This is a genomic window from Dysgonomonas termitidis (assembly GCF_054657735.1).
This window is the reverse complement of record NZ_BAAHYD010000002.1, coordinates 1,399,533-1,414,605: the sequence shown is the minus strand read 5'-3', so window position 1 is coordinate 1,414,605 and position 15,073 is coordinate 1,399,533. Positions and strand designations below refer to the sequence as shown.

Annotated in this window: 15 protein-coding genes; 2 read left to right on the top strand and 13 right to left on the bottom strand. The window is 39.4% G+C overall.

All coding sequences use genetic code 11. From position 1 onward, the window contains the following. Positions 1–65: 65 nt before the first annotated feature. From dnaA to ACYQ3L_RS09835, 8 genes are all read right to left on the bottom strand, one after another. Entirely contained in the window at positions 66–1,469 is a 1,404-nt protein-coding gene (gene dnaA / locus ACYQ3L_RS09870) for a chromosomal replication initiator protein DnaA (protein ID WP_379995739.1), read from the bottom strand. Positions 1,470–1,791: 322 nt separating this feature from the next. Then, positions 1,792–2,679, bottom strand: a complete 888-nt coding sequence (locus tag ACYQ3L_RS09865) for an MlaD family protein (protein WP_379995741.1) — start codon at positions 2,677–2,679, stop codon at positions 1,792–1,794. A gap of 133 nt (positions 2,680–2,812) precedes the next feature. Beyond that, entirely contained in the window at positions 2,813–4,084 is a 1,272-nt protein-coding gene (locus ACYQ3L_RS09860; protein WP_379995743.1) for an N-acetylmuramoyl-L-alanine amidase family protein, read from the bottom strand. A gap of 29 nt (positions 4,085–4,113) precedes the next feature. After that, on the bottom strand, positions 4,114–5,124 hold the full coding sequence (locus tag ACYQ3L_RS09855) for a 2-hydroxyacid dehydrogenase (protein WP_379995745.1): 1,011 nt from the start codon (positions 5,122–5,124) through the stop codon (positions 4,114–4,116). 915 nt (positions 5,125–6,039) lie between these two features. Then, a complete protein-coding gene (rny, locus tag ACYQ3L_RS09850; RefSeq protein WP_379995747.1) occupies positions 6,040–7,569 on the bottom strand; it encodes a ribonuclease Y in 1,530 nt (509 codons plus the stop codon). Between the two features lie 118 nt (positions 7,570–7,687). Continuing rightward, positions 7,688–7,993 (bottom strand): cell division protein ZapA, encoded by a 306-nt coding sequence (locus tag ACYQ3L_RS09845; RefSeq protein WP_379995749.1) that lies wholly within the window; start codon positions 7,991–7,993, stop codon positions 7,688–7,690. 17 nt (positions 7,994–8,010) lie between these two features. Then, the gene (locus tag ACYQ3L_RS09840; RefSeq protein ID WP_379995751.1) at positions 8,011–8,304 is read right to left on the bottom strand and encodes a hypothetical protein; all 294 of its coding nucleotides are present in this window, start codon (positions 8,302–8,304) and stop codon (positions 8,011–8,013) included. Positions 8,305–8,468: 164 nt separating this feature from the next. Next, complete coding sequence (locus ACYQ3L_RS09835; RefSeq protein ID WP_006798623.1) at positions 8,469–8,666, bottom strand: winged helix-turn-helix domain-containing protein; 198 nt, start codon at positions 8,664–8,666, stop codon at positions 8,469–8,471. Positions 8,667–8,852: 186 nt separating this feature from the next. Between ACYQ3L_RS09835 and ACYQ3L_RS09830 the strand changes: the two genes are divergently transcribed. Further along, positions 8,853–9,431, top strand: coding sequence for an RNA polymerase sigma factor (locus ACYQ3L_RS09830; RefSeq protein ID WP_379995753.1), 579 nt, complete (start codon positions 8,853–8,855; stop codon positions 9,429–9,431). After that, positions 9,428–10,267, top strand: coding sequence for a hypothetical protein (locus ACYQ3L_RS09825; protein WP_379995755.1), 840 nt, complete (start codon positions 9,428–9,430; stop codon positions 10,265–10,267). The genes ACYQ3L_RS09830 and ACYQ3L_RS09825 overlap by 4 nt, the downstream gene beginning before the upstream one ends. Before the next feature lie 18 nt (positions 10,268–10,285). On the opposite strand, the gene trmD is transcribed toward ACYQ3L_RS09825, so the two are convergent. The 5 genes from trmD to ACYQ3L_RS09800 form a co-directional block, all read right to left on the bottom strand. Continuing rightward, on the bottom strand, positions 10,286–10,969 hold the full coding sequence (trmD, locus tag ACYQ3L_RS09820; RefSeq protein WP_379995757.1) for a tRNA (guanosine(37)-N1)-methyltransferase TrmD: 684 nt from the start codon (positions 10,967–10,969) through the stop codon (positions 10,286–10,288). Positions 10,970–11,080: 111 nt separating this feature from the next. Then, positions 11,081–11,842 (bottom strand): SDR family NAD(P)-dependent oxidoreductase, encoded by a 762-nt coding sequence (locus ACYQ3L_RS09815; protein WP_379995759.1) that lies wholly within the window; start codon positions 11,840–11,842, stop codon positions 11,081–11,083. A gap of 17 nt (positions 11,843–11,859) precedes the next feature. Further along, positions 11,860–12,999, bottom strand: a complete 1,140-nt coding sequence (locus ACYQ3L_RS09810) for a DUF4468 domain-containing protein (protein ID WP_379995761.1) — start codon at positions 12,997–12,999, stop codon at positions 11,860–11,862. A gap of 161 nt (positions 13,000–13,160) precedes the next feature. Further along, positions 13,161–14,042, bottom strand: a complete 882-nt coding sequence (locus ACYQ3L_RS09805) for a DUF3078 domain-containing protein (RefSeq protein WP_379995764.1) — start codon at positions 14,040–14,042, stop codon at positions 13,161–13,163. A 34-nt stretch (positions 14,043–14,076) separates the two neighbouring features. Next, positions 14,077–15,012 carry a glucosaminidase domain-containing protein gene (locus ACYQ3L_RS09800; protein WP_379995766.1) on the bottom strand — a complete coding sequence of 312 codons (936 nt, stop codon included), beginning with the start codon at positions 15,010–15,012 and terminating at the stop codon, positions 14,077–14,079. Positions 15,013–15,073: the final 61 nt, after the last annotated feature.

Here is a 15,073-nt window from a genome sequence, read left to right as displayed (position 1 = left end):
TAATAAACACAGAACATCTTAACAGGGCATCAAGACGAAGCTAAAAAGCTGGGAACTCAACGTCCTCAGCTTTTTATTTTCTTCTCTATTTCTGCTATTTCGTCCCGGAATACTTTATCTACTTCCATTTGCTCTTTGACAGTCTTACAAGCATGAAGCACTGTAGCATGGTTCTTCTTACCTATAAGAGAACCAATCTGAGCCAACGACATTTCAGTATAACTTTTCGACAGGTACATAGTCACCTGGCGGGCTTGCACTATCTGCCGTTTGCGGGAAGCTGTATGAATCAACTCGCTTTTTATATTGTAAAAGTCACAAACAACAGATTCTATTGCACCGATGGTTATCTTCTTTGCTTCTATTTTCTTTATTGCCTGTCCGATAACACGCCGGGCCAAAGATAAATCTATCTCTTTGTTATATACTAGCGAGTGTGCCATTATAGATACGATAATACCTTCGAGATCACGCGCATTATCTGTTACATTTTCTGCGATATAATCCACTACATCTTCTGGTATGGACAATCCGTCATGAAGAATCTTATTTTGAAGGATCTTTAACCTCAAGCCTTTATCGGGATGGTCTATTTTCGTGGTCAACCCCCACCTGAAACGTGTGAGCAAACGCTCCTCTACCCCCTGAAGCTCGGACGGAGCCTTGTCCGAAGTAAGGATAAGCTGCTTATTATTCTGATGCAAGTGATTGAATATGTGGAATAGTGTATTCTGCGTACGTTCTATTCCGGCCAATTCATGTATATCATCTATGATAAGTACGTCGATACCCTGATAGAAGTTGATAAAGTCATTGGTCGTATTATAACGCCCGGCATCGGCATACTGAATCTTAAATAAATGAGCCGACACATATAATACACGTTTCTCCGGAAACAGTTCTTTTATGCGTGTTCCTATAGCATGACAGAGATGGGTTTTACCCACACCGGATGCACCATGAAGAAACAACGGATTAAAAGCCGTCTTACCAGGATTTTTTGTTATGGTCTCACCTGCGGTCCGGGCCAGTTTATTACTTTCTCCTTCGAAAAAGTTATCAAATGTATATTTCAGATTCAACTGCGAATCAAAATCATCTGCGACAACTTTCTGAAAAGGGTTCGGTACTTTATTGGAGCTTTTAATATACCCCTTATCAACAGGTAGTGTCTTAGCGTCACCTCTATAATCTACAACTGTATTAGTTGTATTCTCCATCAATATGCGATACTGTAGTATTGTATCTTTACCGATTTCGCGATGCAGAGTGGTTTTCAGTAAATCGACAAACTTATCTTCCAGATACTCATAAAAGAATTGGCTTGGTACCTGTATTGTAAATACCTTATTTTCATAGGATAAGGGTACAATAGGTAAGAACCATGTTTTGAAAGCCGCTTCAGGTATATTATCCTGAATGACCGTTAAACAATTAGCCCATAAATTTTGAGTTGAAGAAGAATCCATTTACTAGTTTAGTTATTTTTGTCTATATTACTCTCTCAGTTTCGTAATGTAAATTTCATCATTTATTTCATAAAAAAAAAGTACCCCCAAATTTGGATTTCTAGTTTTGGAAACATCTATTTTAATTTCAACGACTTATGATGTTATTACAAAATCACCCCCTCAGCCACAAACAACCAACTAGTTATCAATAAGTTATGTTTTTAATAGCATTTTAATTACGTTTTAACAATTTCGTAATACTGCCCGAAAAGTATAAGGGTGACACTATTAAGCAAAAAAATTATTTTTACTTATTTAGATCGATTCTAAATAAAATGATTTAAAAGACCTTCACATTGATATAACGGGATGGATTTTGCCTTACGTCTTTAAGTAACAACGAAGCATTACTAATTGTTCCGTTAATACTATCATATAATTGACGATCATTCAATAATAAGCCCAAAGAATTATCTTTAGATGTCATTTTCGTAGAAAGATATTCTATATTTTTCATCGTAGAATCTACAGATCTGAATGTTGATACCAAATCCATTTGATTTATCTTGCCAGACACACTGCTTAAGTCATTAGACATCTTACCCAGATTCCCGGTTATGGCAGGAACATCCTTATTCAAGGCAGTCATCATAGAATTCAGTTGTTTGGTAGATTTGGCCAGATCGCCTGTAATCTGATTGATATCTGTCAGTGACTGGTTCAAGGCAGGATTATTGACCAGTGTCTGAAGGCCGACAAGTATCGAATCAATCTTCGGTATAAGTTGTTCCACCTGAGGCAACATTGTGCCAGCCGCATCTATCATGCCTTTCACCCGGATACCTTTTATAGTATCGGTGGAAGAGAGGTTCTCTTTTGTATAAGGGTTAGTCTCGAGCATGATTGTTGCCGTACCCAGAACAGAGACATCCAGTGACATCTTGCTACCTTTGGGTATCTGCATGCCTTTGTCCATGTTCAGATATACAATTACACGCTTTTGATTTTTAGGGTCAAGTTCCATCGAAGACACCAGACCCACCTGAAAACCATTCAGTGTAACGGGTGTTGACTGAGTCAGCCCGGACACATCGTCAAATACGACAATATATGAATTTGATGGTTTAAAAAGATTTACCCCTTTCAGAAAACTGATACCGTAATACAAAAGGAAAATTGCGATTACAAAGGCTATACCTATTCTTACTTCTTTCGACATTTTACTCATAACTATTAAATATATGTAATTCTAAGGTCGCAGACCTGTTTATTCTCTTGTTAAGTTTAAATACAACAAATAGTTATATTGGAATAATACGCTATTAAAACCATCTACCATCCATATACCGCTTTGCCGTTACTTATTTAACACGTTCTCCGTTCTTAAATTTCACCACGAACGCATCTTTAAATTTAGCCCTGACTTGGTGCTGTATTCTAATTATCTCATTATAATCTGCCGTTGAGCCATAAGTATATTTATAGCTGCTGCCGTCTCTATAAAATGAAACCGGTGAAAGACCTTTAAATTCTTTCGAGTTATCTGAGAGCTTCTTTGGTGACACCAAAAACTGCACCCTGTACTCTGTCTGATTGTTAATATTCTTTGTAGCAGCTTTCTCTGTTTTTGCAGAAGTTTCAGGCTCCTTTTTCGGGATTTCCCCGATCTTCTTTGGAGATTGCTCTCTTTTCTTTGGTACTTCTACCATATTTTTTACTCTGGCCGGTTCTTTCGCAACCGGAGTATCGACTTTCTCTACGGCATAAGTATCTTGAATGACTGCTTTGTCTTTTATGATAGCTTCGTCAACTGCAATATCATCGATTTCCTCATTTTTATCCGGAGCTGCAACATACCGGCCTTGCTTTTTATCAAATTCCCTTTTATATTTTTTAAACCCCGAGTATATAGCGGTCGCCATCGCCCTCTGACCCAATCGGGAAGATAAATATTTGGCTTCTGCCTGATTATTGATAAACCCGAGTTCGATAAGCACACTTGGCATACTGGTTTTTCTTAGCACAAGAAATCCGGCCTGCCGCACACCTCTATCGGTGCGTTTTGCGATACCTCTGAAATCTTTTTGTACATAATCTGCAAATTGCAGGCTTTGCTCCATATATTTATTCGATATAAACTCAAATATAATGTACGACTCCGTCGAATTTGGATCGAAGCCTTCATATTTTGATGTATAGTTATCCTCCAACAGGATAACGGAGTTTTCCCGCTTTGCTACCTCCAGGTTTTCAGCACTACGCGCCAATCCTAATATGTAAGTATCAGCACCGGAAGCGCTGGTCATCTTTGCCGCCGTTGAATTTGTATGGATGGATATAAACAAATTGGCTTTAGCCTTATTAGCTATCTGTGTCCGCTTATCCAAGTCTACAAAAACATCCGTCTTACGGGTATAAACAACTTTAACATCATTAAAGTTTGCTTCTATCAGCTCACCCAAAGTCTTAGCCACTCCCAGATTTATATCTTTCTCCTTATATATACCCCTCACTGCTCCGCCGTCCTTGCCTCCATGTCCGGCATCGATAACAACGACAAACTTAGACTCAGCTGCAATTGTGATTCCCAAGAACGTGAATATATAAACAAAAAGAATAAAGAACCGTTTCATACCTGCAATCCGAACTGTAAGAATTTACATTAAGCTTTATTATAAACAACCTCATTCTTCAATTCTTTACCGTTGAAGAAGTCAAGTATATTATTCATAGTCGTATGTGCGATATTAGACATGGCCTCCTGTGTAAAGAAAGCCTGATGAGAGGTTACGATCACATTATTGAAGGACAGTAACCGCGCCAGCACATCATCAGTCATCACACTATCCGAATGGTCTTCATAGAAATAGGCACCCTCTTCTTCATACACGTCCAGGCCTGCATAACCTACTTTGCCGCTAAGTAACCCTTCTATCAGATGTCTTGTATGAATCAGCTTTCCGCGTCCGGTATTGATAATCATCACACCTTCTTTCATTTTGGCTATGGATTCGTCACAGATCAGATATTCAGTTTCTTTTGTTAACGGACAATGCAATGTAATAATATCCGCGTTGGCATACAACTCATCCAGAGGCGCATACTTAACCCCTGTAGCCTCAGCCCATTTTGTATCCGGATACAGGTCATAGGCCACTACGTTCATACCCAATCCCTGAAAGAGGCCTGTAGCGACTTTCCCTATCTTTCCTGTGCCTATCACACCGATGGTCTTGCCATACATGTCAAATCCCTGAAACCCTATCAAAGAAAAATTACCGTCACGCGTACGCAAAAAGGCCCGATGTACTTTCCTGTTGAGACAAAGCATCAGAGCCAGTGTATGTTCGGCAATAGCATGTGGTGAGTAATCAGGGACACGTACCACCGTTATACCTTTTTTAGCCGCGGCAGCTATATCCACATTATTAAATCCGGCACAACGCAATGCGATCAGTTTTACACCGTAGGAATGAAGTTTTGTTACCACCTCTTCATCTACCTTTGCATTAACAAAGATACAAACAGCATCTGTTCCACTGGCCAAAAGAACATTGTTCTTATCGAGATGTTCTTTATGGTAAACCAGTTCAAAACCATATGCTTCGTTGGCCTTGTTGAAAGTAATCATATCATAAGGCTTTGCATCAAAAACCGCTATTTTATATGCCATAGCTTTATCTACTATATATATTATTAATCCTTTATACCTGATTGCAAAAGTAATTAAAATAACCTTTATCCTCAAAAACTACATTGATTAGTTCTTTTTCCGCCCGTTTTTTTCATTTTATTTACATACTGCTCATTATTTTTACAGTTAACAGCAAGCAGTCAACAATATTTCACGCGGAGACGCTAAGGCGTAAAAGGTAACAAAAGTAACAGTCTTTTTAGCCTTTGTGCCCTTTGTGATTTCCTTCGTGTACTTGGTGGTTAAAACTCTTTACCACAAGGGACACAAAGATTTACACAAAGAACACTATATAAAAAGTAACAAAGGTAACAGATATATCAGTAAACAGTAAACAGTTAGCAGTTAACAACTTGTATCTCGTGTCTTGTCTACTTGTAACTATTCCCAAAAAGGTAACAAAAGTAACAGATATATCAGTAAACAGTAAACAGTGAACAACTTGTATTTTGTATCTCGTATCTTGTCTACTCGTAACTCGTAACTGCCCAAAGGGCGCAGAAATAACATTCGCCGAAGCGAAGGCGAGGCAAACTCGTAACTATATCCAAAAAGTTACAAAAGTTACACTTTTCCCACTATTTTTTATCTGTTACTTTTTACCCTCATTGTAAGTCCCCCGAGGGGAAACAACGTTCGGCGGAGCCAATTGAGGGGGCCTGTCAATACTTCAAAGAACTATAAGCTAACGGCTAAAAGCTAATATATAGATAAACTTATTTTTTTTTCTCCTGAATCTCAAAAAAATTTTGCCCTGACTGTGACCTTTCGGTGATAACAGCTACTTATACAAAACAACTCCGAGAGATCAGAGTAACACACACTACTTTTTCTAAACAAAAAAACGGAGACAATGTTTGCCTCCGTTTTTTATTATATAAAAAATCGTTTTCCTTACTTAGCGTAGCTCACAGCACGGGTTTCACGGATAACGGTAATTTTCACCTGTCCCGGATAAGTCATTTCGTCCTGTATTTTCTTGGCAATATCGGCTGATAGTTTTTCTGTTTCCACATCGTCTATCTTGTCTGCTCCTACTATCACACGTAGTTCGCGACCTGCCTGAATCGCATAGGTCTTTAATACGCCCGGATATGAAAGGGCCAGTTGCTCGAGGTCATTCAGACGCTTGATATACGCTTCTACAATTTCACGGCGTGCTCCCGGGCGCGCTCCCGATATAGCATCACAAACCTGTACAATCGGAGCCAGAAGACTGGTCATTTCCACCTCATCGTGGTGAGCCCCGATAGCATTGCAAATATCCGGTTTTTCCTTATATTTCTCAGCCAGCTTCATCCCCAATAAAGCGTGAGGCAATTCCGGCTCGTCATCAGGCACTTTACCTATATCGTGCAATAGCCCTGCCCTCTTCGCTTTCTTCACATTCAAGCCCAGTTCTGCAGCCATAACCGCACACAGGTTGGCTGTTTCGCGGGCATGCTGCAACAAGTTCTGTCCGTATGACGAACGGTATTTCATTTTACCTACCAAGCGTATCAACTCAGGATGCAAACCATGAATGCCCAGGTCGATAGTAGTACGTTTACCTGTTTCTATAATTTCTTCTTCTATCTGCTTCTTCACTTTAGCTACCACTTCCTCGATACGGGCAGGATGGATACGGCCGTCCGCTACCAACTGGTGTAATGCCAGACGGGCTATTTCGCGCCTTACAGGATCAAAACCTGAAAGCACTATCGCTTCCGGTGTATCGTCTACTACGATTTCAATACCTGTCGCGGCTTCCAATGCACGTATATTACGTCCTTCACGGCCAATTATACGTCCCTTGATTTCGTCAGACTCTATATGGAAAACCGTAATTGCATTTTCTATAGCTGTTTCCGTAGCAACGCGCTGTATAGATTGTATTACGATCTTCTTTGCTTCCTTATTGGCTGTCATCTTAGCCTCTTCCATTATCTCATTGATATATGACTGGGCATGCGTTTGCGCCTCATCTTTCAAAGCCTCTACGAGTTTGTCCTTCACTTCTTCGGCCGACAACCCTGAAAGGGCTTCGAGCCTTTCTACTTCCTGTTTATGAAGTTTATCCAGATCCAGTTTTTTCTTTTCTACTATCTCCAGTTGACTTTCCAGATTAGCTTTAACCGTATCGGCTTCACTTTTTTTACGTTGGAGTTCTTCCTGTTTTTGATTCAGGCTCAACTCGCGTTGCTTGATCTTACTCTCTGCCGCCTGTATTTTAGAGTTCCGGGCATTAGCTTGTTTTTCAAACTCAGATTTCATCTGTAATGCCTGCTCTTTTACTTCCAGCAATTTATTTTTCTTGATTACTTCAGCTTCCAGTTCCGCCTCTTTGACCTGACGTTTGAACTTCGAATTCCCGATAGAATTCAAAGCTACCCACGCCACGACTGCTCCGGCAAGGAAAGCTATTACATAAAATAATATATCCATAATTTCATTTTCATTATTAAAAAACCATATCTATATAAACTAAAAAACACTAACTTAAGTATGAATATTACTCTCATACTTAAAATTAGTGCTCTAGATTTTTCTCAGTACTATAATTTTATTTTACGTTACCTTTCAGATAATCTTCCAATTCCTGTGTCAGTTCTTTCATCCTGGATTCAAATCCACATGCCCGCAATTGATGTTCAACTTTCTCTGCTACAGCCTGTATAGCCGTCATTGCCATATAATCGCTATTCTGCAATGAATGGGATGAATCTCCTGTAAAATAATTTTTATATTGTCCTATTTTATAATCTATTTCCTCCGCAGCTTTCCTGAATATTTCTTCCTCCTGCCGTTTTATCCGGAGAGGATATCTCATATCCGCTACGCGTAGATTAATTATTAAATGCTCGTCCATAACTTCGTCTTTATCTGTTAATTTTTCAGCATGGCGATACACTTATCTACATCTCGCACTAATTTTGACAATCGTTTCTTTGCCTGCAATGTATCTTTGTTCTCCGATGAGAAAGATTTTACAAATTTCAGATTGTCATATTTTCTTTTCAGCTCTTCTGCTTCCGATGTCAAACCTTCAATTGTCACACTTCTCTGTGCCAGTTCCTGCTTCAACAAGGCATTCTCTTCCTTTAGCCTATCGCAGAGATACATTAATTGCCGCATTCTAATTTCGAATTCAGCCAGAAGTTTTTCATCATTTTCAGTCATAAAGCAGCCAAAATGCTAGACAAAAATAAAAAATACCAACGAATTAACAAAATTATTACTCTTCTAAATTTACTAAAAAGAAACCAAATCTATACAAATAAAAAAAAGGCCCGCTTATACGAGAGATAAGCGGGCCTTTTATCTGAAATTTTTGTTCTTGCTTTTTACAACAAAACGACCTGCAAGTCGTCCTTTAGCTCATTGAAAGCAATCTTGCCTTCTCTTGCCAGCCAGCCTAAAGCCGCATACATATCTTTTTCTGTCAATTTGCATGCTTTCTTGATGTCTTTGAGAGGTTTACTTCCTTCTGCATCTAGGTAAGTCCAAATAATACCTGCGTTTGATCCAATTTTTTCTTTCATAATGGGTGCTCGTTAAAAAATTAAACTCGTTATTATTTCAATGACAAAAGTACATAAAATGAACCATCTATACAATTTTACATCGTAAATTTTAACAAAAATGCAGGATTATGACACTCAGGTTAAGTTTTCAAACTGTTTGATTTTTAATTAAATTCTTGTAGATTTGTGTAAAAATGATTTCCCTTGCAATTCTTTGGCCTACATAAGAAAAAACAATCGGATAGCGACGAGACCCTCTTGTCAAAATTTAAAGAAACGCGTAAAGCTGAATATTTCCAACAGCTTTACGAACGTTATATTCCCCTCATTTACGGTCTTTGCCTCAAATATCTGCAAAGTCCCGAGCAATCTCAGGATGCGGTAATAGATATATACGAAAACCTGTCGCAAAAGATTCAGGATTACGAAATCAAGGTATTCAAAAACTGGCTTTATAGTGTAGTAAAGAATCATTGCTTCCATATATTGAAAGAAAACAAGAAGGAAATTATTGTTAATTTCGATTCCCGGCTTATGGAATCGGACAGTTCTTTTACTCTATTTGATGACAGCAGGGATGAAGAAAAGGAAAGCGCTCTGAATGAGTGCCTGGAAAAACTGCCGGAACCTCAACGGATAGCAGTAGAAAAGTTTTTTTACGAAGACAAATCGTATGCGGACATCGTGGATGAAACAGGCTTTCATCTCAAAAGTGTAAAAAGTTATATACAAAACGGTAAACGGAATTTAAAAATTTGTATCGAAAAAAATCTGAAAGAATGAAATTCTTAGATTACATAAAAGGACAAAGAAAAGGTAAAGATGCCCATCGGATAGAAAAAGATTCGATGAAAGATCCGTTTTTGTACGAGGCTATAGACGGATTCGACAGCATCGACGACAACCATATCGAACGTATCAATAATATACAAAACCGGCTAAAGGCCGGATCGAAAACAGAAAACAGGGCAAACGGCAGGCATATGTGGCAATCGGCTGCCGCCGCTATTATTATCATAATCGGCATCGGCGGATATTTTCTGACCGACTATCATAAATCGGGACTATATGCCCAACAGGCAAATGAAAATTCTATCATCGAGATCTATGTACCTGAAGCATATTATGCTGAAAATATAGTAGTGATCGCACAAAAGAATTCTGAACTGGCAAAGGCTTATAAGCCGGATATCTCCCGTTTCAAAATAGAAAGTGAAGAAAGTGCTTCGATGAGTAAAGCCGAGCAGGAAATCTTGTCGGAAGATGCCAAACGCATGAGCGAAGTACCTATAGAAATATATGTACCCGATGATTTCGAGAGCAAAACATCCGGTCCGGAAGAAACAAATAGCGGCAAACCTGAACCTATAGGCGGCTACGAAAAATATAACGAATATCTGAAAAAATCGCTTCGCCGACCGACCGATGACATTTGCAAGGACCGTAAAGGAAAAGTCGCTGTGGAATTCTCCGTTAATTCCCTGGGGCGGCCATTCTTGTTTGATATAAAGTACAGTTTGTGCGGCACGTCCGATAATGAAGCTATACGACTGATCCAGTCAGGTCCGCGCTGGACTACAGGAAGCAAAGAAAGGGTTACTGTAAAGGTCGAATTCTAAACATCAACTTTTGAAGATTTATTCTTCACTTTTTAATAAGTCGGGACGCAACCTTTCGGTGCGCTCTATTGCCTGATGCAACTTCCACTCATCTATCTTGGCCTGATGACCTGACAATAATATATCAGGGACTTTCCAGCCTTTATATTCTGCCGGACGGGTATAGACAGGCGGAGCCAGCAGATTGTCCTGGAAAGAATCCGACAAAGCCGACTGTTCATCTCCTATTGCCCCCGGGATAAGCCGCACTATGGCATCTGCCATTACAGCAGCAGCAAGTTCTCCCCCGGTAAGCACATAATCCCCTATCGATATTTCACGGGTTATCAGATGCTCACGAACACGATAATCTATACCTTTATAGTGCCCGCATAGAATGATGATATTTTCATATGCCGACATCTGATTTGCGATCTTCTGATTGAAAACTTCGCCATCCGGAGATGTATATATTATTTCATCATAATTACGTTGTTGTTTCAATGCAGTTATCGCATTATCAATCGGCTCTATCTGCATTACCATACCTGCTTCGCCACCAAAGGGATAATCATCCACATTCCGGTGTTTATTGGTAGCATAATCCCGAAGATTATGAACGACTATTTTTACAAGACTCTTATCCTGTGCCCGTTTCAGTATAGAGCAGTCAACAAGCCCCATGAACATCTGAGGCAAAACACTTATGATATCTATCCGCATAAATAATGTGATAATGAGAAAATATGCCGGTGTGCCAAGGCGCGAAGCGACAAAAAGTTCTTATTTTTTAAAATTATTTTTGGGGGGCTAATTGGCACATTAGCACATTGTCTAATTATTTTTATGGAACATGCTGCCATTGGCCTGTGCTGTCGGCATCACCAGTATATCCTGTATATCTACATGGGGTGGCTGGGATACTGCATAAAAAACAGCATCGGCAATATTTTCGGCTGTCAGGGCATCATACCCGTCATATACCAAATCGGCTCTATCCTGGTTTCCTTTGAAGCGGACAAGCGAGAATTCTGTATTCACTGCACCCGGACAAACCTGAGTAACCCGTATATTATATGGCAGCATATCCATACGCATACCCTGGCTCAATGCATCTACAGCATGCTTGGTAGCACAATATACCGCTCCGTTAGGATAAACACCTTTTCCTGCAATGGAACCAAGATTAACGATATGCCCCGATTTTCGCGCCACCATACCCGGGGACACTACACGGGTCACATATAACAGCCCCTTGATGTTGGTATCTATCATCCGCTCCCAATCATCAATTACTCCCTGCTGGATAGGGTCTAATCCTACGGCAAGCCCGGCATTATTAACAAGGATATCGATTGCCTTCCATTCTTCGGGCAGATCAGTAATCGCTTTCTCCACTTCTTTGTATACCCGCACATCGAAGCAAAGCGAATATACCTTCGACTCGTATTTTATTTCAATCTCCCGTTCCAGTTCCTCCAGCCTATCTTTGCGGCGTCCGGTTATGATTACATCATAGCCTTCCTTTGCCAACCTCAAAGCTATTGCTCTACCTAGTCCGGAAGTAGCTCCGGTGATTAAAGCTATTTTTCTCATAAGCTTTTATTCTGTGTTTATTTTATCCAAACGTTCAATATTTCACCCAAATATGTTTTATCCGATGCGGCTTTTGGATCGGAAGACGGCATTACTCCTGCTTTTTTGCATTCGATAATCATCCATGCTTCTGTGAATACAGGTGCGCCTGAAGGTGCAATAACCGGCGTAAGCCCGGAAGCCTTTATTTTGTCATTAATATTTCCTTTTGTATTTTCAAATTCTTTCAATGCATCACCATATACCTCGGTATAAAAAGATATTGTATAAGTTCCGGCATTATCTATTGCTCCTGTTGTATATTGCGCAGTATTGACATTACTCAACGCCACCGGTCTTTCCATCAAGGAAGTAATGCCTCCCCACGATGCTGGAACAACAGAAGGACTACTCACCGTCCCTGAAAGGATTAAAGCTTTGCTGCCTTGCAGGCTCGCAGGTATCTTCCCTGTATCCACCTTTTTGAATCCTGGGATGGAAGCTTCAGCAAGTGCATTAGTCGCTGTAGCCAATGCCGGAGAGATATTCTCCTGTCTGTCCGGAACACCTACCGATGCAGGAACTGCTGAAGAAACAACCCCTGTTGTAACGGTACCATTCAAATATTTGTCGATAGAATTGAATATACTATTGATGCTGTCAACCGTTTGTCTGCGAAATTTATCATAATACCTGTTGAGCTTATCTCCCTTCTTATTCAGCGCAATGTTATCCGTTATCATTTCTTCGGCAGATAGAGGCGTTTTACTATCCGAATATTCATACTTGATATAACGCGCAGTGGCATTACATTTACCTCCGTTTATATTCAGGATCAGCTGATAGACCATTTTAGCCTGATCCAATACAAACGCGCTTTTCTTGAACACAAGGAATTTCTCACCCAGACATGCTATATCTTTCTCTTCTTTATTAGATAACAGAACCCTATTATCTAAATTTTCATTAAGATTAGAACCATAATTGTCATTCGCCCATTTATCCATGATATTGAATAAATCGTCATCAGATATAGGATTCTTTACCGGTATGGATTTGGAAAAAATGACTTTACCGTCAACCTCAGGTACCGCACCTGCCAAATATTTTGCATCCTCCTGAGCGTAAGACAGGACCGGGATAATTGCACATAACGAGATTAAAAGGAATTTATTCATATTCGCCGGGTTAAATTTGTTTATTGTATAAAATTAGCATAAAATCAGAAACCGACAAACAAAGTTCCGGCCTTTTATTATTTATTAAAACCGGATTCCATTCAAAAAAGCGGGATCGACAAAATGCTGATCCCGCTTATATAGTGAACTTTGCTTATATATCAGAAATTATAGGCAACCCCTACCCCGATCATTTCTTTGAACTGAACTTTCGGGCCGCCGGTAGTACCGTCTTCATTTATGATTTTTACATCATCGTCGTACTTCAATGTCGTATTCACACTTGCCGACAATACTTTATTTATTTTCATGCTAATCAATAAATCCCAATTCACATCCACATTACCAAAAGACTTGTCATACGCAGTAAAGAAATCCAGTGTCGATATAGCTTTTACATTTTCCATCAATGTCTTCTCTGCACGGGCTTTGAAGTAAGCACCTAATTCTGCTTTGAATTTATCTCCGGGATCTACCCCGAATGCTCCTATACTGGAAAGATAATCATCTTCTACAAACGTCAGTTTTCCCGCAAGCGGTGATAAATAGAGTGAATAGCTTGTGTTGGGCCTATATTCGAAACCTATTGATATATTGGAATAAGCGGGAGCGAAAAACTTCGATATATAGTTCGTCTTGTCCGGATAATTATATCCTTTATAAAACTGGGACTTAAAATCGCCCATTATAGTATAATACCATTTATTATTGGTAGAATACCCCAACTGAGTGGTAAAATCTATTTTATCGCTTGTTTTCTGTGTGCCCAGCGATTTGGTATTTGTCAGTCCATATTCCAAAGCGAGCGCATTTGAAAAAAGCCAGTTTCCGCTTTTGCGGACAAGAGACCCATTCAGGTAGGCTGTCCCCGCCATCGCATTTTCACCTCCGGCCGACCAATTGCTTACTGCGGTTTGTGAAGCATTAAGTCCTGTTACTCCTTTCAGATACCATTTCCCATCTTCGAGTTTATTCTTGTCATCCTGCGCATAAACGCTCATTGCCAATATAAGAAAGGCAGCTGTAAAAAATAATTGTTTCATTCTCAATAAAAATTCAAGTTTTGTGTTTTAATTCTCATCTTAACTTTAAGACATCTCCTTCTTCAGGAACGTATTCGAAATCCTTTTTGTTCATTTTGTAAAGATTCTTGACTTTTATGCCATATAATTGCGAGATACTGTGCATCGACTCCCCAACCTGTACCACATGGTCGTAATAAGGTTTATCTGCTTTCGATTTTTTCTTCTCAAAATAGACTAAATCTCCCTGTTTAAGAGGAAAACCTTCCGGCACTTCATTATATTTGTACAGATCTTTGGACTTAAATCCAAATTCGGCGGCTATGGCTTCGTATGTATCTCCATCTTCAGCCCTCACATAGATCAGATTGTGAGTTTTGTATGGAGTATGCTTATATTCTCTTATTACTATTTGCTCTTCCTTGTCCTTGTCTTTTTCTTTTCCTCCGCCTTTTTTGTCATGCTGGTAAAGTTCATAGTCTTCGATAATCTTTATCAACTTGTTTGCATATGCTTTGTCCGTGGCATATCCGCATTGTTGCAACCCTTTAGCCCAACCCCGGTAATCAGTTATCTTCAGAGAAAAAAGCGATTTATAGCGCGGCTTCTCTGCTAAAAAACGGGAATGGTCTTCATACGATTCTTCCGCTTTTTTATACTTCCTGAAACAATCATTCGGTGTATCATCTGCCTTGTATACCCGACCGCCTGTCCAATCATTGTGGCATTTTATACCAAAATGGTTATTCGAACTCTGAGTCAAAGAACTTTTACCCGCACCCGATTCCAGTAAGCCCTGAGCAAGCGTAATACTTGCCGGGATTTTATATTTTTTCATATGATCTATCGCAATACCTTTGTAGGTATCAATATAGTCGTCGTAAATTTTATATCGTTTAGCCTGGGAAAAAGCAGAAACAGAAGGGAATAAGATAAGCAGAGATAATATAATAAATTGGGATAAAGTCTTCAGACAATAAGCTTTTTTCATATATTTATGATGTTTAATTAAGGTCTCAGACCTTTTTATTACATTTGTAAGTAAAACAACG